This is a genomic window from Martelella sp. FLE1502 (assembly GCF_053484255.1).
In genome coordinates this window covers 37,394-53,559 of record NZ_JBAKFQ010000007.1, presented here as the reverse complement: position 1 = coordinate 53,559, position 16,166 = coordinate 37,394, and the positions used below count along the sequence as shown (strand labels likewise).

At 63.2% G+C, this 16,166-nt stretch carries 13 protein-coding genes and 1 riboswitch; of the genes, 12 read left to right on the top strand and 1 reads right to left on the bottom strand.

Annotation, left to right across the window (positions count from 1 at the left end):
- Positions 1-70 precede the first annotated feature (70 nt).
- The 12 genes from V6767_RS08240 (at position 71) to rpsA (ending at position 15,325) form a co-directional block, all read left to right on the top strand.
- Positions 71-580: a DUF421 domain-containing protein gene (locus V6767_RS08240; RefSeq protein WP_448473023.1), complete on the top strand. Its 510-nt coding sequence runs from the start codon at positions 71-73 to the stop codon at positions 578-580.
- 68 nt (positions 581-648) lie between these two features.
- A riboswitch (cobalamin riboswitch) is annotated at positions 649-837 on the top strand.
- 150 nt (positions 838-987) lie between these two features.
- Entirely contained in the window at positions 988-2,907 is a 1,920-nt protein-coding gene (locus tag V6767_RS08235; protein WP_448473022.1) for a TonB-dependent receptor domain-containing protein, read from the top strand.
- Positions 2,908-3,768 carry an ABC transporter substrate-binding protein gene (locus V6767_RS08230; RefSeq protein ID WP_448473021.1) on the top strand — a complete coding sequence of 287 codons (861 nt, stop codon included), beginning with the start codon at positions 2,908-2,910 and terminating at the stop codon, positions 3,766-3,768.
- Positions 3,761-4,762: a FecCD family ABC transporter permease gene (locus tag V6767_RS08225; RefSeq protein ID WP_448473020.1), complete on the top strand. Its 1,002-nt coding sequence runs from the start codon at positions 3,761-3,763 to the stop codon at positions 4,760-4,762. The genes V6767_RS08230 and V6767_RS08225 overlap by 8 nt, the downstream gene beginning before the upstream one ends.
- Positions 4,759-5,535 carry an ABC transporter ATP-binding protein gene (locus tag V6767_RS08220; RefSeq protein ID WP_448473136.1) on the top strand — a complete coding sequence of 259 codons (777 nt, stop codon included), beginning with the start codon at positions 4,759-4,761 and terminating at the stop codon, positions 5,533-5,535. Before V6767_RS08225 ends, V6767_RS08220 begins: the two co-directional genes overlap by 4 nt.
- Before the next feature lie 201 nt (positions 5,536-5,736).
- On the top strand, positions 5,737-6,987 hold the full coding sequence (locus V6767_RS08215; RefSeq protein WP_230719811.1) for an aspartate kinase: 1,251 nt from the start codon (positions 5,737-5,739) through the stop codon (positions 6,985-6,987).
- Positions 6,988-7,064: 77 nt separating this feature from the next.
- On the top strand, positions 7,065-9,332 hold the full coding sequence (gene ptsP, locus V6767_RS08210) for a phosphoenolpyruvate--protein phosphotransferase (RefSeq protein ID WP_448473019.1): 2,268 nt from the start codon (positions 7,065-7,067) through the stop codon (positions 9,330-9,332).
- Between the two features lie 69 nt (positions 9,333-9,401).
- Entirely contained in the window at positions 9,402-10,484 is a 1,083-nt protein-coding gene (prfA, locus tag V6767_RS08205; protein ID WP_448473018.1) for a peptide chain release factor 1, read from the top strand.
- The gene (gene prmC, locus V6767_RS08200; protein WP_448473135.1) at positions 10,480-11,343 is read left to right on the top strand and encodes a peptide chain release factor N(5)-glutamine methyltransferase; all 864 of its coding nucleotides are present in this window, start codon (positions 10,480-10,482) and stop codon (positions 11,341-11,343) included. Before prfA ends, prmC begins: the two co-directional genes overlap by 5 nt.
- 413 nt (positions 11,344-11,756) lie before the next feature.
- Positions 11,757-12,527 (top strand): DUF4167 domain-containing protein, encoded by a 771-nt coding sequence (locus V6767_RS08195; RefSeq protein WP_448473017.1) that lies wholly within the window; start codon positions 11,757-11,759, stop codon positions 12,525-12,527.
- 291 nt (positions 12,528-12,818) lie between these two features.
- Entirely contained in the window at positions 12,819-13,457 is a 639-nt protein-coding gene (cmk, locus tag V6767_RS08190; RefSeq protein WP_448473016.1) for a (d)CMP kinase, read from the top strand.
- Positions 13,458-13,618: 161 nt separating this feature from the next.
- Complete coding sequence (gene rpsA, locus V6767_RS08185) at positions 13,619-15,325, top strand: 30S ribosomal protein S1 (protein ID WP_448427842.1); 1,707 nt, start codon at positions 13,619-13,621, stop codon at positions 15,323-15,325.
- 77 nt (positions 15,326-15,402) lie between these two features.
- On the opposite strand, the gene V6767_RS08180 is transcribed toward rpsA, so the two are convergent.
- Positions 15,403-16,086, bottom strand: a complete 684-nt coding sequence (locus tag V6767_RS08180) for a YoaK family protein (RefSeq protein WP_448473015.1) — start codon at positions 16,084-16,086, stop codon at positions 15,403-15,405.
- Positions 16,087-16,166: the final 80 nt, after the last annotated feature.

Here is a 16,166-nt window from a genome sequence, read left to right as displayed (position 1 = left end):
TCGCGGCGTTGCGAAACGATCCGACACCTTTGGCTCTGTCATGCGTTCTCTCCTGATAAAGGGAGAACACATGTTTTTTGAAAGCTGGAACGGCATTATCCGCGTCCTCGTGGTCGGCGGAGCCGCCTATATTGCGCTGGTGCTGATGTTGCGGATCAGCGGCCAACGCACGTTGAGCAAGCTCAACGCCTTCGATCTTGTCGTTACCGTCGCGCTCGGCTCGGTTCTGGCAACGGTCATGCTCAGCAAATCGGTGCCGCTGGCGGAAGGCGTTCTGGCGCTTGCGGTGCTGATCTTCCTGCAGTTCGCCATCACCTGGCTCTCCGTCAGGTCGTCGGCCGTAAGCCGAATGATCAAAAGCGAGCCGGCGCTGGTCTTCAGCGATGGGGTCTTCCTCGAAAAGGCGATGAAGCGTCAACGACTGACTAAGGACGAGGTGCGCGCCGCCATCCGCTCCTCCGGCACGGCGGAGCCCGAGGCTATCTCCGCGGTGATCCTGGAGACGGACGGATCGCTCAGCGTCGTGAAGCGCCCCGAGGACCCTCAACTGGCCGGCGTTCCCGGCGCCGAAAGCCTGTAGGTCGTCCACGCAGGTTTGTCCGCAGAAATCCGCATTCCGCCGCATTGACTTGGCTTGTCGCAGACCCGTAAATAGGTCCCGGATCAGGTTCCGTTCGCAAGAACGGATGAAAAGGGAACGCGGTTCAAAACCGCGGCTGCCCCCGCAACTGTAACCGTTGAGCCATTTCCACCACGTCACTGGGCACATGTCCGGGAAGACGGAAATTCAGGCGATGACGCGGAAGCCAGGAGACCTGCCCGATCCGGTCACCCATGCTTGAACACGGGGTTCTTGTTCAGGCGCGGTCGTCCGTCGCGGTGACATTCGAAAACGATGTTGCCGTGGATGGATGGTCGGGCCAAGCCCTCTCCCAATCCCCACGGTGCTTTTTTGCCGGCCGCGGCCGGCGCGAATGGGGATTTGACATGAGAGAATTCATTGCGGCCGGCATGGCCGTCGCCGTGCTTGCTTCGGCCGGAGAGGGGTTGGCGCAGGATGCCGGCGCCACGACGGTTCTGGAACCCATCTATGTGACGACGCCTCTGCGCCGTCCCTCCACGATCGTGCAGTCGACCTCGACGGTCACCGTGGTCACCGAGGAGGATATCGAGCGCTCCGCCGCTGTCGATCTTCCCTCGCTGCTGAGAAGCTATCCGGGCGTCAACGTCACCACCAATGGCGGCATGGGCGCCAACGCCGGCATCACCCTGCGCGGCACCAATACCGGCCAGACGCTGGTGCTGGTCGACGGCATGCGGGTCGCCTCCGCCACCGGCGGTTCGACGGCAATCGCCAATATTCCGCTTGCCAGCATCGCCCGCGTCGAGATCGTCGAGGGCGCGCATTCGGCCCAGTGGGGCGCGGACGCGATCGGCGGCGTTGTCAACATCATCACCAAGGATGGCAGCTTCTGTGAGAGCGGCGCGTCAATCTGCTCCAGCGTGGAAACCGGCGTGACCTATCCCTGGGGCGGTTTCGGCACGCTCTCGACCCGCGGCGTCACCGGTTCGGGCGTCGATTTCAATGTCGGCCTCTCGGTGATCGGCACGGAGGGTTATGATTTCACCACGCCGTCCAACTCCGTTCACGAGCCGGGCCGCGACGGGTTCCTGCAGGGCGGGTTCAACTATTCGGTCGGCAAGGATTTCGCCTGGGGCCGGGTTTATTCGCAGGGCTTCTATGCCCGCTCCAATCCGCATTTCGACAGCGCGCCCTATGCCGACTGGATGACCGGCGACATGGTCTACGGTGCCAATCAGTCGATCCAGACGAACGCCGCCTTCAAGCTCGGCGCGGAATTCGACCACGCCGACGACTGGTCGTCGGTGTTCGAGATTTATTCGGCCTTCGATTATCAGAAGAATTTCCGTGACGATCATCCGGAAGCCGATACCCATTACGATACCAATCGCTTCGGCATTTCCGGTTCGACCACCAAGGAAGTCATGGCGGGCGATGCGCTCAACATCTTCACGCTCGGCTTCGACGCCTATCGCGAAACGGTCGATTCCTCGGTCGACTACACCGAGACTGGACGAAATGTCGGCGCCTTCTACGGCCAGTACAGCCTCGAGCTGGACGCGCTCACGGTGAATGCCGGCCTGCGCTACGATGCCGACGAGCAGTTCGGCGGCGCGCTGACCTATAATGCCGGCCTCGGTTACGAACTGGTCGAAGGGCTGACGGCGCGCGCCTCGTTCTCCACCGGCTTCAACGCGCCGACCTTCAACGACCTCTACTGGGCGTTCGACGGCTCCTATGTCGGCAACCCCTATCTCGACCCGGAAACCTCAAAGAACTGGGAAGCCGGTCTGAACTGGGATTCCGGCGCGGGCAGCGTGGTCGACCTCGTCTACTACGAGAACTATATCGACGACATGATCGTCTTCGTCTCCGACCCGGTCACCTATATCGGCACCATGGAGAATATCGAGGAGGCCAAGGTCAGCGGCGTGCGCGCGACCTATTCGCAGATGCTGCTCGATGATCGTCTCGGCCTTGATTTCGGCCTCGAATACCGTCTGCCGAAGAACGAGACCGATGATGAGTATATCGCCAACCAGAACCGGCTGAAGCTGACGGCGGCGGCAAGCTGGCAGGCGACCGAGCGCCTTAATCTGAACGCCGGTATCGAATATGTCGGCAGCCGCTGGACGAACGAGTCGAATTTCAATCCGCAGCTTGGCGACTATACCGTGGTCGATATTTCCGCCAATTATGCCGTGGATGACTTGTCAAACGTCAAATTCGCGGTCGAAAATCTCTTCGACGAGGATTACCAGACAATTCCCGGATATAACGCGCCCGGCACCACCGTGACGCTTTCCTACCGAAGGACCTTCTAAATGCCGCACCCGGCGCACGCCAAACGCAATGCTTTCAGCGTCTTCGCAGCGTGCGCCGGGTTTTTTCTTTTTTCCTTCACCGCCTGGGCCGCGCCGCAACGCGTGGTCTCGATCAATCTGTGCACCGACCAGATGGCGATGCTCGTTGCCGGGGAAGGGCAGTTGCTGTCGGTGTCCAGGCTTGCGACCGATCCCGCCATCTCGGCGATGGCAGAGCAGGCTGAAGGCTACCGGCTGAATGACGGGCTGGCGGAGCAGGTGTTCCTGATGAAGCCTGATCTGGTGCTCGCCGGCAGCTATACGACGCGGGAGACGGTCGATCTCCTGAAGCGACTCGGGATCGCGGTGGCGGAATTCCAGCCGGAGGCCTCGCTCGATGATGTGCGGCACAATCTGGAACGGATCGGCGTGCTGCTCGACAGGAAGCAGGCCGCGGCGGATGTGATCGCCGCGATGGATGAAGGCCTCGCCGATCTCGCCGAAACGCCGCCTGGCAAGCGCACGGCAGCACTTTATTACGCCAATGGTTATACCTCGGGCAAACACACACTCGCCGGCGACATGATCGCCCAGCTCGGTCTCGTCAACATCGCCTCTAAGGCCGGCGTCGACAGTCTCGGGCGATTGCCGCTGGAACGGCTGATCATGGCCGCGCCGGATGTGATCGTCGGCGGCGACGCGGATTACGACGCCCCGGCGCTTGCCCAGGCCGGGTTCAGGCATCCAGCCTTCGTGGCCGCCACCGAGCGGAGCGATTACGTCAACCTGCCGAGCCGCTACACCATCTGCGGCGGGCCGTTCAATGTCGCGGGTATTACCCTGCTCGCCGAACAACTTGGCGGAGGCGGAGCGGATGAATGAGCGCCGGCGCTATTGGCGGCTGATGGTCGGTCTCGGCGTTCTCGTGCTGGCGCTGTTTACCGCCTCGCTTGTCATCGGGCCGGCGGGCATCGGGTTTCGCCAGAGCGTCGCCGGCCTGTTCGGTCGCGATGCCGCGTCCATCGTTCTGATCATGCAGGAAATCCGGCTGCCGCGCGCCATTTTGGGGCTGATGATTGGGGCCACGCTCGGGCTTTCCGGCGCGGTGCTGCAGGGCTATCTGCGCAATCCGCTGGCCGAGCCCGGCCTTCTCGGCGTCTCGGCCTCCGCCTCGCTCGGCGCGGTGATCGCGATCTATACCGGCCTTTCCGCGCTGTTTTCGCTGGCGCTGCCGCTGATGGCGCTCGCCTTCGCCTTTGCCGCGGTCCTGCTGGTGCGGTTTCTGGCCGGCGGCGGGGCGCGCAGCCTGACGATCATTCTCGCCGGCGTCGCCGTGACCAGCTTTGCCGGCGCCATGACCTCGCTGGCGCTCAACCTTTCGCCCAATCCCTTCGCGGCGATGGAGATCATGTTCTGGATGCTGGGTTCGCTCGCCGACCGCTCCATGCTGCAGGTATGGCTGTCGGCGCCGTTCATGCTGGCCGGCTGGGTGCTTCTGTTCGGCTGCGGTCGCGCGCTCGACATGCTGACGCTCGGCCATGAGGCCGCGGCCAGTCTCGGCATGTCGCCGAAGCGCACGGAGCGGATGGTGATCTGGGGCGTGGCGGCAAGCGTCGGCGCGGCGACCGCCGTTTCCGGCGCGATCGGCTTCGTCGGCCTCGTGGTGCCGCATATCCTGCGGCCGCTCGTCGGCTCGGTGCCATCCAGGCTGCTGCCGGCGAGCGCGCTTGGCGGAGCGGCGGTGCTGCTGGCGGCCGATGTCGCGGTCAGGCTGGTGGCCCCGGAACGTGACCTGAAGATCGGCGTGGTGACGGCGCTGATCGGCGCGCCGTTCTTCCTCTGGCTGATCTACAAGACGCGGCGGGAACTGGTCTGATGCTGCTGTGCGCCGAAAACCTCACCGTTGAAAGAGGCGGCCGCGCCATCGTGAATGGCGTCGATCTGAAGGTCGGGGGCGGCGAACTGGTCGGCCTTATCGGTCCAAACGGTGCAGGCAAGACCACGCTTTTGAAGGCGCTGATCGGCGTGACGGCGGCTTCCGGCGCGGTGTTCCTGCAGGATAGCCCGCTGGAGGACCTCAGCGCCAACGAACGCGCACGCCGGGTCGCCTTCCTGCCGCAGGACCACGAGATCGCCTGGCCGGTGAAGGTGCGCGAGGTGGTGGCGCTTGGCCGCCAGCCGTGGATCCAGAACAGTTGTTTCGGCGATTACGCCCGCGGCCAGATCATCGCCGAGGCGATGGCGCGCATGGGCGTCGAAACCCTTGCCGAGCGCACCGCCGACACGCTTTCCGGGGGCGAGCGCGCCCGCGTGCTGATCGCCCGCGCGTTGGCGCAGATGACCCCGCTGCTGATTGCCGATGAACCCGTGGCCGGGCTCGACCCCGCCCACCAGATCGGCCTGATGGAGGTGTTCGTCTCGCTTCTGCGCGAGGGCCGCTCGGTGCTTGTCTCGCTGCACGATCTAGGCCTTGCCGCGCGTTGGTGCACGCGGCTGATCATGATGGATGGCGGCGGCGTGGTGGCCGACGGTCCGCCCGCCGCGGTGCTGACGGCGGAAAACCTGCGCCGGGTCTATGGCATCGAGGCCTATTTCGGAAAAGCCGATGGCGGTCCGGTGATCATGCCGACACGACTTTCGCCGAAATGACGCGGCGGCAAGGCCGGCGTCCCGTTCCTGCCGAAAGCGCCATTGCGCGAAGGCAGCGATTTCGCTAAGAAACCGCAGTTTTCCCGGCATGCGTCGAAATCTGGCTTTTACGAGCCAGACCTGCGACCTGACGGCGAACGCGGCATGGATGAGGCGTCCGGTTCCGGACGCCCTGGAATTTTGAGTTTTGGAAAGTCTTCAATGGCCCGCATCGTCATGAAATTCGGCGGCACGTCTGTCGCCAATATCGAGCGTATCCGCAATGTGGCGCGCCATGTGAAACGGGAAGTCGATGCCGGCCACGAGGTCGCCGTCGTGGTCTCGGCCATGGCCGGAAAGACCAACGAACTGGTGGAGTGGACGCGCGAGGCCTCGCCGATGCACGACGCCCGCGAATATGACGTCGTCGTCTCCTCCGGCGAGCAGGTGACCTCCGGTCTTCTGGCGATCGTGCTGCAGGCGATGGGCGTCAACGCCCGCTCCTGGCAGGGCTGGCAATTGCCGATCAAGACCGACGGCACCCATGGCGCGGCCCGCATCGTCGATATCGACGGTTCGGACATCATCAAGCGCATGGGCGAGGGCCAGGTCGCGGTCTGCGCCGGCTTCCAGGGCATCGGTCCGGATAACCGGGTTGCGACGCTTGGCCGCGGCGGCTCGGATACCTCCGCCGTCGCCATCGCCGCCGCCGTCAAGGCCGACCGCTGCGATATCTACACCGATGTCGACGGCGTCTATACCACCGATCCGCGCATCGAGCCGAAGGCCAGGCGCCTGAAGAAGGTGGCATTCGAGGAAATGCTGGAAATGGCCTCGCTCGGCGCCAAGGTTCTGCAGGTTCGCTCGGTCGAGCTTGCCATGGTTCACAAGGTGCGCACATTTGTGCGTTCAAGCTTCGATGCGCCGGACGCCCCCGGCATGGGCGATTTCGACAATCCGCCCGGTACCCTGATTTGCGACGAGGATGAGATTTTGGAACAGGAAGTCGTAACCGGCATCGCGTATGCCAAGGACGAGGCTCAGATTTCGCTGCGTCGCGTCGAAGACCGCCCCGGCGTTGCGGCCGCCATCTTCGGCCCGCTCGCCGATGCCCATGTCAATGTCGACATGATCGTGCAGAACATCTCGGAAGAGGGCACGCATACCGACATGACCTTCACCGTGCCGGCCTCGGATGTAGAAAAGGCCAAGGCCGCGCTTGCCGCCAAACAGTCGGAAATCGGCTATGACGTGATCCAGAGCGAGACGGAACTGGCCAAGATTTCGGTGATCGGCATCGGCATGCGTTCCCATTCCGGCGTCGCCGCCTCGGCCTTCAAGGCCCTGTCGCAGAAGGGAATCAACATCAAGGCGATCACCACATCCGAGATCAAGATCTCTATCCTGATCGACGGCGCCTATGCCGAGCTTGCAGTCAGGACTTTGCATTCCTGCTACGGTCTCGATAAATAGACCCTAAAAAGGGTGGTCGGTGAGTCCCGGTCACCCATGGAAGCCGAACGGACTTCCGCCACCGGGGACAGACTGTGATGAACCACCAGGCATCGAGCCCGCGCATCTTGCTGAAGCGGCTGAGGGAACTGATGGCGGAGCCATTGGAGCCGCAGGACCGCCTCGACCGCATCGTCGGCCAGATCGCCGACAATATGGTGGCGGCGGTGTGCTCGGTCTATGTGCTGCGCGCCGACAGCGTGCTCGAGCTTTATGCCACGCAGGGCCTGAAGCGCGACGCCGTTCACCTGGCGAGCCTGCGCATGGGGCAGGGCCTCGTCGGCACGATCGCGGCGTCTGCCCGACCGCTGAACCTTTCCGACGCCCAGTCGCATCCCGCCTTTCGCTACCTGCCGGAGACCGGTGAAGAAATCTATCACTCCTTCCTCGGCGTGCCGATCCTGCGCGCCGGGCGTACGCTCGGCGTTCTGGTTGTCCAGAACACCGACGAGCATGCCTATAGCGAGGAGGAGGTCGAGGCGCTGCAGACGGCGGCGATGCTGCTCGCCGAACTGATCGCCTCCGGCGACCTGAAGAAGATCACCCGCCCCGGCATGGAGCTCGATCTCACCCGCTCCGTATCGCTGTCGGGCGATGCCTATGGCGAAGGGATCGCGCTTGGCCATGCCGTGCTGCACGAGCCGCGCATCGTCATCAACAATCTCGTCAACGAAGACAGCGACGCCGAGATCGCGCGGTTGCGCGCGGCGGTGGAGAAACTGCGTTTCTCGATCGATGAGCTGTTGCAGCGCAATGACGTGCCGTCGGAGGGCGAGCACCGCGAGGTGCTGGAAACCTACCGGATGTTCGCCCATGACCGCGGCTGGGTCCGCCGGCTGGAAGAGGCGATCACGCTGGGGCTGACCGCCGAGGGCGCGGTCGAGAAGGTGCAGAGCGACACCAAGGCGCGGATGATCCGCCTGACCGATCCGTTCATGCGCGACCGGATGCATGATCTCGACGACCTTGCGAACCGGCTGCTCAGGCAATTAACCGGCGGGGATATCGACCGCAACGGCGAGAATTTTCCCGATGATGCTGTCGTCGTGGCGCGGGTCATGGGCGCTGCCGAGCTTCTGGACTATCCGCGCGAAAAGCTGCGCGGCCTGGTGCTGGAGGACGGCGCCGCCACCAGCCATGTCATCATCGTCGCGCGCGCCATGGGCATTCCGGTGATCGGCCAGGCGACCGGCGTTGCCGCCCAGGTCGAAAACGGCGATGCCATCATCGTGGACGGCGATGATGGCGAGGTGCATGTGCGCCCGCTCGATGCGCTCGTCGTCGCATACGAGGAAAAGGTCCGCCTTCGCGCCCGCCGCCAGGAGCAGTTTCGCGCGCTGCGCGCCGTCGAGCCGGTCTCCGCCGATGGCGTGCGCTTCAAGCTGATGATGAATGCCGGCCTATTGGTCGACCTGCCGCAGCTCGATGATTCGGGCGCGGAGGGCATTGGGCTGTTCCGCACCGAGCTGCAGTTCATGATCGCCTCGCGCATGCCCAAGGCGGCCGAGCAGGAATCGTTTTATCGTCAGGTGCTCGACCATGCCGGCGACCGGCCGGTGACCTTCCGCACGCTGGACATAGGCTCCGACAAGATGGTCTCCTTCTTCCGCGCCCAGGAGGAGGAAAACCCGGCCATGGGCTGGCGCGCCATCCGGCTTGCGCTCGACCGGCCCTATCTTCTGCGCATGCAGCTGCGCGCGCTGATGAAGGCGACGGCGGGCGAGACCCTTCGCGTCATGGTGCCGATGGTCTCCGAGGTCGGCGAATTGCGCGAGACGCGGGCGCTGATGGCAAAGGAAGTCCAGCATCTCGTGAAATTCGGCCATCAGGTGCCGAAGAAGATCGAGCTCGGCGCCATGCTGGAAGTGCCGGCGCTGCTTTACGAGATCGACGAGCTGATGGCCGAGGTGGATTTCGTCTCGGTCGGGTCCAACGACCTCTACCAGTTCTTCATGGCGATCGATCGCGGCAATGCCCGCGTTTCCGATCGCTACGACACCATCAGCAAACCGTTCCTTCGGATGCTGCGCGATATCGTGCGCGCCGGCGAGCGCAACAATGTGCCGGTGACGCTGTGCGGCGAATATGCCAGCAAGCCGATCTCGGCGCTGGCGCTGTTTGCGATCGGCTACCGCGCCGTCTCGATGTCGCCGACGGCGATCGGGCCGGTGAAAGCGATGCTGCTCGGGCTCGATATCGACGCGGTCAGTGCCGAGATCAATGCCGCGCTCGACGATCCCGGCAACGGCACCCCCGTGCGCGCATTGCTTGAACGCTTTGCGAACGACCACAATATTCCGCTATAGACGGCATTAAGCGGTCGGCGCGCGAGCGCTCCATAAGAAAACCACCATAACCAGCGGAGTGATCCCGGCGTGGCAAGGCTACCCAAAGACAAGATGCGCGAACTGGAACGGCGGTTCTCCGAGGTCGAGGCCCGGATGTCGTCCGGTCCCGACGCGGAAACCTATGTGAAGCTCGCATCTGAATATGCCGAGCTGGAACCGGTGGTGAAGAAGATCCGCGACTATCAGGCCGCCGAAAGCGAGCTTGCCGACCTGGAAACCCTGCTCGCCGACAAGGCGACCGACCGCGAAATGCGCGAACTTGCCGAAATGGAGATGCCGGACCTCGAGGAAAAGATCGAGGCGCTCTCGGGCGAAATCCAGATCCTGCTTTTGCCGCGCGATGCCGCCGATGAAAAGAGCGCCGTGCTTGAAATCCGCGCGGGCACCGGCGGTTCCGAGGCGGCGCTGTTCGCCGGCGACCTGTTCCGAATGTACGAGCGCTACGCCTCTTCCAAGGGCTGGAAGGTGGAGGTGCTTTCGGCAAGCGAGGGCGATGCCGGCGGCTACAAGGAAATCATCGCCTCGGTCAGCGGCAGGGGCGTGTTCTCGCGGCTGAAATTCGAATCAGGCGTTCACCGCGTCCAGCGCGTGCCGGAAACCGAGGCCGGCGGGCGCATCCACACTTCCGCCGCCACCGTTGCCGTGCTGCCGGAGGCCGAGGATATCGATGTCGATGTGCGCCAGGAAGATATCCGCATCGACACGATGCGCTCTTCCGGCGCCGGCGGCCAGCACGTCAACACCACCGACTCGGCCGTGCGCATCACCCACATCCCGACCGGCATCGTCGTCACCAGTTCGGAAAAATCCCAGCATCAGAACAGGGCCAAGGCCATGCAGGTGCTGCGCGCCAAGCTCTACGACATGGAACGCCAGCGCGCCGATGACGCGCGTTCCGCTGACCGCAAGAGCCAGGTCGGTTCCGGCGACCGCTCGGAACGCATCCGCACTTATAATTTCCCGCAGGGCCGGGTCACCGATCACCGCATCAACCTCACGCTTTACAAGCTCGATGCCGTGATCGCCGGCGATCTCGACGAGGTCGTGGATGCGCTGGTGGCCGATTATCAGGCCGGCCAGCTCGCCATGCTCGGCGTTGAGGCGCATTGAGGTGACGCTTTCGGAACTCTATCGCCAGACCGTCGACGCCTTCGCGGCGGCAGGGCTCGATGCCCCGCAGGAAGATGCCCGTCATCTCGTCAGCGGCGTGCTCGGTCTGACGCTGACCGAGATGGTGACCGAAGGCGCGCGGGTGATAGATGCCTTCGAGATGCAGGCGGTTGCCGAAGCGGTCGAACGCCGCAAGAACCTCGAGCCGGTCTACCGCATTCTTGGCGCGCGCGAGTTCTACGGGCTCGATTTCCTGCTGTCGCCGGAAACGCTGGAGCCGCGGCCCGATACTGAAATCTTGGTTGAGCAGTGCCTGCCATTTCTGAAGCGTCGGATTGCCGAGACCGGGCGGGCGCGTTTCGTTGATCTCGGCACCGGAACCGGGGCGATCGCGATCACGCTGCTGAGCCAGTGTCGCGAGGCCGAGGGCGTTGCAACGGATATTTCCGAGGGCGCCCTTGAAACGGCACGCGGCAATGCTTTGTTAAATGGCGTGGCCGACCGTCTTGCCCTCAAGCAGGGGTCGTGGTTCGAGGCAATCGACGGGCGTTTTGACATGATCGTGTCAAATCCGCCTTATATCGTCTCGAACGAGATTGCGGCGCTTCAGCCCGAAGTTCGCGATTTCGATCCGCCGACAGCCCTTGATGGCGGCGAAAGCGGCCTGGATGCCTATCGGGCGATCGCCGCCGGCGCAGGCGACCATCTCGCCGAGGGCGGGATCGTGGCGCTCGAAATAGGAGCCGAACAGAAGACGGCGGTGACCGCGGTGTTTACCGAGGCCGGTTTCAAACTCTCGGTTGCAGTGAAGGACCTCGGCGGAAACGATCGCGCGTTGATCTTCATCAGGGCCGAATGAGGCCGGAGACGAAGGCGGCGGCTTTTTGGCCGCCGGCAATGGGCCTATCTAAATATTTGAAACTGCGCGGCGTTCCTGTCGCGAAAGATTGCGATTTTCCGGCTAAAACGCCCGGATTTTTTTGAAATCAGCCAAAGAAAGGGCTTGGAATTTCTCCACAGGCGGGCTAGGTTGCAGCCACGCAAAACGGCGACTGAAACAAACAGCGATTCGTCGCTTGGCCTCAGTCTACAGGTTTTCCGTCCAGTGTTTGTTCATTGCGACTTACCGTCTTTTGCGTGATTCAGGTCCTTAAATTCCACGAATGGCAGCGCTGAGATGCCCTGCCGGATGGACTATGCCGCCGTGTGTTCATGACACCGCCCGGCAAAGGGCGTAGCTCGACCATAAACAGAAATTCAGGTGAAGTTTTCATGAGGTCAGGACAGCAGAATAAACGCGGACGCGGGCGCGGCGGCAATAATAACAATTTCAACCGCAAGGGCGCCAATCCGCTGACCCGGACCTATGACAGCGCCGGTCCCGATGTGAAGGTCCGCGGCACCGCCCAGCATGTGGCGGAGAAATACATGACGCTGGCGCGCGACGCCCAGAGCGCCGGCGACCGCGTGATGGCTGAAAACTATCTTCAGCATGCCGAGCACTACAACCGGATCATCGCCGCCGCCCAGGCGCAGATGCAGGATCGCCACCAGCGCGACGACCGCTCCGACAATGATGATAATGACGATAACGCCGCCCAGGCCAACGGCAACCGCGCCGATGATCGCAATGACGGCAATGATCGTAACGACCGCGGCGAGCGCAATGATCGTAATGATCGCAATGACCGTCGCAACAATCGCCGCCAGGAGCAGGCCGTCGACGCCGACGGGCCGCAGCCGGTGATCGAAGGCACGCCCGCCGAAGTGATGGCTGAGGACGCCAACGGCCAGCCGGTCGACAAGCCGCGCCGCCGCGCCTCGACCGCCGCCCGTCCGCGCCGCACCAAGCGCGCCGCTGCTGAAACCGCGGCGGAAGGCGAAGCGCCGGCAACCGAGGACAAGGCGCCCGCGGCCGAAGCAGCCCCGGAAGGCGAAGCCCCCAAGAAACCCGCCCGCCGCCGTCGCACACCGAAGGCCGAAGCCGGCGACAATGACGGCAACCGCGACGCCAAGGCGCTGGCCGACGCTGCTTCGGAGTAAGTTGTGGCTGCGTTGCAGCAAGGTTTTGCCGGTCGGCGAGGCGAGGTCCTATCAGTTCCCAATCTCCCCCCTTGAGGGGGAGATGTCGCGAAAGCGACAGAGAGGGGTATGGGCAGAAGCCGCAAGCTCCGAATGTGTTGAAAGGGTTCACCCCTCTCTGCCCCTGTCGGGGCATCTCTCCCTCAAGGGGAGAGATTGATTGTTGCGAAGCCTCCGATCTAGATCGACCAAAGCGAACGAGGCTGGCGCGTTACATAGATTGAAACCGGCCCCGGCCGGTGGCGGGGACGAATGGCACTGGTGATTGCAATCGACGGGCCGGCGGCGGCCGGCAAGGGGACGCTGGCGCGCAAGCTCGCCGCCCATTACGGCCTGCCGCATCTCGATACCGGCCTGACATACCGCGCCACCGCCAAGGCCCTTATCGATGCCGGCAAGCCGCTCGATGACGAAGCGATTGCCGCCGAAATGGCGGGCGCGATCGATCTCTCCGGATTGGACCGCGCAGTGCTTTCCGACCACGCGATCGGCGAGGCAGCCTCGAAGGTGGCGGCGATGCCCAAGGTCCGCACGGCGCTCGTTGCCGCCCAGCGCCGCTTTGCCGAAACGGGCGCCGGCGCGGTGCTCGACGGGCGCGACATCGGCACGGTGGTCTGCCCCGACGCGACGGTTAAGCTTTATGTGACCGCCGATCCCGAACTGCGGGCCAGACGCCGTTATGACGAGATCGTCGCCGGCGGCGGCGCTGCCGATTTCGACGAAATCTTCGAAGACGTGAAGCGCCGCGACGCGCGCGACATGGGCCGTAAGGACAGTCCGCTGAGGCCGGCGGACGATGCGCACTTGCTTGATACGTCCAAAATGGGTATAGAGGCCGCGTTTCAGGCCGCGCGCGCGATTATCGACGGGCAGCTTGACCGGAATAACTGAAATTGGCGGGTTTTCCCGCATATAGAGGTTTTCACAGCATCCACGCGCCGGAATGCTCTTTGCCATAAGGGAAAGAGGGGTGCTCTGACTACCTGATATCAACACCAGCCACCGGCGCATCCGTGTCAGGCTTTTTGAGCCGGCACGCTCCAGGAGTTTCTATGACTGCACAAACCCCCACGCGCGACGATTTCGCCGCAATGCTGGAAGAATCCTTCGGCGCCAACAATGATCTGGCCGAAGGCTATGTCGCCAAGGGCCTCGTCACGGGCATCGAAAAGGATGTCGCCATCATCGATGTCGGCCTCAAGGTCGAAGGCCGCGTGCCGCTGAAGGAATTCGGCGCCAAGGGCAAGGAAGGCGAACTGAAGGTCGGCGACGAGGTCGAAGTCTATGTCGAGCGCATCGAAAACGCGCTGGGCGAGGCTGTCCTGTCGCGCGAAAAGGCGCGCCGCGAGGAATCGTGGATCAAGCTCGAAGCCAAGTTCGAGGCCGGCGAGCGCGTTGAAGGTCTGATCTTCAACCAGGTCAAGGGCGGCTTCACCGTCGATCTCGACGGCGCGATCGCCTTCCTGCCGCGTTCGCAGGTGGATATCCGTCCGATCCGCGACGTTTCCCCGCTGATGCACACGCCGCAGCCGTTCGAAATCCTTAAGATGGACAAGCGCCGCGGCAACATCGTCGTTTCGCGCCGGACCGTTCTTGAGGAAAGCCGTGCGGAGCAGCGTTCGGAAATCGTCCAGAACCTCGAAGAGGGCCAGGTTGTCGAGGGTGTCGTCAAGAACATCACCGATTACGGCGCATTCGTGGATCTCGGCGGCATCGATGGCCTGCTGCACGTCACCGACATGGCATGGCGTCGCGTCAACCATCCGACCGAGCTTCTGACCATCGGCCAGAACGTCAAGGTTCAGATCATCCGCATCAACCAGGAAACGCATCGCATTTCGCTGGGCATGAAGCAGCTTGAAGCTGACCCGTGGGATGGCATTTCGGCGAAGTATCCGGAAGGCAAGAAGATTTCCGGTACGGTCACGAACATCACCGATTACGGTGCGTTCGTCGAGCTGGAGCCGGGCATCGAAGGCCTGATCCACATCTCGGAAATGTCCTGGACCAAGAAGAACGTTCACCCCGGCAAGATCCTGTCGACCACGCAGGACGTCGATGTCGTCGTTCTCGAAGTCGATCCGGCCAAGCGCCGCATTTCGCTCGGTCTCAAGCAGACGCTTGAAAACCCGTGGGAAGCCTTCTCCTTCTCCAACCCGCCCGGCACCGAAGTCGAGGGCGAGATCAAGAACAAGACCGAATTCGGCCTGTTCATCGGTCTCGAAGGCGATGTCGACGGCATGGTCCACCTTTCCGATCTCGACTGGAACCGTCCGGGCGAGCAGGTCATCGAGGAATACAACAAGGGCGATATCGTCAAGGCTGTCGTTCTCGATGTGGACATCGAAAAGGAACGCATCTCGCTCGGCATCAAGCAGCTCGGCAAGGATGCGCTGACGGAAGCGGCCGCTTCCGGCGATCTGCGCAAGGGCGCGGTGGTTTCCTGCGAAGTCATCGGCACCAATGACGGCGGCGTGGAAGTGAAGCTCGTCAACCACGACGACATCACCGCCTTCATCCGCCGTTCGGATCTGGCCCGTGACCGCGACGACCAGCGCCCCGAGCGTTTCTCGGTCGGCCAGGTCTTCGACGCCCGCGTCACCAACTTCTCCAAGCGCGACCGCAAGGTCATGCTCTCGATCAAGGCGCTGGAAATCGCCGAGGAGAAGGAAGCCGTGGCACAGTTCGGTTCGTCCGATTCGGGCGCTTCGCTCGGCGACATCCTGGGCGCGGCTCTCAAGAACCGCGACGACCAGTAAGCCTCGCTTGCTTCACGAATAGAAAAACCGCCGGGTGGCAACGCCCGGCGGTTTTTTGTTTGCCCTGATATCGGGTTTTAGGCCGAAGCGTTCTCGGCCTTTTCTTCCCGCCTGAAAGCGTAGAATGCAAGCATGATGACCACCGGCGGAGCTAGAAAACAGAGCCGGCCGACAAGTCGGTATGCAAGGGCTGCGAGCCCGCAGCCCAGCGCGAACAGGAACAGCGCCGGTATAAGTCGCTTCAGCCGGCGTTTCAGCGGTTGCTTGTCGATCGCGCCGCCGAAGAGGAGATCGGTCACGTCCAGCATGATCTGCGTTGTCGTGCCGGTCATCAGCGTGGAGGGCGGAAGGTCGGGGAGGTGGACCCGGTGCACCGCGTTCTGAATCGCCATCGCCACGACAAGCGTCATGCCGGTGGTGATTTCGCCGGCGCTGTTTGCGGCTGTCGGCAGCAGGAACACCAACGCCGCCGCTGCCGAAAACAGAACGAACTGAAGCTTAAGGAGCACGGGAATGACCGGCCGCTCATGTCGTCCAAGCCAGCGTGCGAAATAGCGCGCCGCCATGACCGAAACGCAGAAGACCGGCAGCGCCAGCGCCTTTGCCAAAAGGCCGCCGGTTCCGGTCGCTATCGCAGCGCCCAGCGTCACGAAGTTTCCTGTGACATGGGCCGTAAATAGCCCGTGGAGCGCCACGAAGCCCATCGTATCAACATAGCCGCCATTGAGGCTGAGGGCCGAAGCAAGCAGGGAACGCGACATACACCATCTCCGCCCGGACCATGACCCGTTCGATATGCGCCGGTCCGCAACGGACGCAGAGGCGGCGGACAGTATCACGT

What these genes read in the sequence shown, in the direction of transcription:
- V6767_RS08215 (WP_230719811.1), top strand. Translation starts at nt 5,737, where the DNA reads ATGGCCCGCATCGTCATGAAATTCGGCGGCACGTCTGTCGCCAATATC.
- V6767_RS08230 (WP_448473021.1), top strand. Translation starts at nt 2,908, where the DNA reads ATGCCGCACCCGGCGCACGCCAAACGCAATGCTTTCAGCGTCTTCGCA.
- V6767_RS08240 (WP_448473023.1), top strand. Translation starts at nt 71, where the DNA reads ATGTTTTTTGAAAGCTGGAACGGCATTATCCGCGTCCTCGTGGTCGGC.
- ptsP (WP_448473019.1), top strand. Translation starts at nt 7,065, where the DNA reads ATGAACCACCAGGCATCGAGCCCGCGCATCTTGCTGAAGCGGCTGAGG.
- cmk (WP_448473016.1), top strand. Translation starts at nt 12,819, where the DNA reads ATGGCACTGGTGATTGCAATCGACGGGCCGGCGGCGGCCGGCAAGGGG.
- V6767_RS08195 (WP_448473017.1), top strand. Translation starts at nt 11,757, where the DNA reads ATGAGGTCAGGACAGCAGAATAAACGCGGACGCGGGCGCGGCGGCAAT.
- V6767_RS08180 (WP_448473015.1), bottom strand. Translation starts at nt 16,086, where the DNA reads ATGTCGCGTTCCCTGCTTGCTTCGGCCCTCAGCCTCAATGGCGGCTAT.
- V6767_RS08235 (WP_448473022.1), top strand. Translation starts at nt 988, where the DNA reads ATGAGAGAATTCATTGCGGCCGGCATGGCCGTCGCCGTGCTTGCTTCG.
- rpsA (WP_448427842.1), top strand. Translation starts at nt 13,619, where the DNA reads ATGACTGCACAAACCCCCACGCGCGACGATTTCGCCGCAATGCTGGAA.
- V6767_RS08225 (WP_448473020.1), top strand. Translation starts at nt 3,761, where the DNA reads ATGAATGAGCGCCGGCGCTATTGGCGGCTGATGGTCGGTCTCGGCGTT.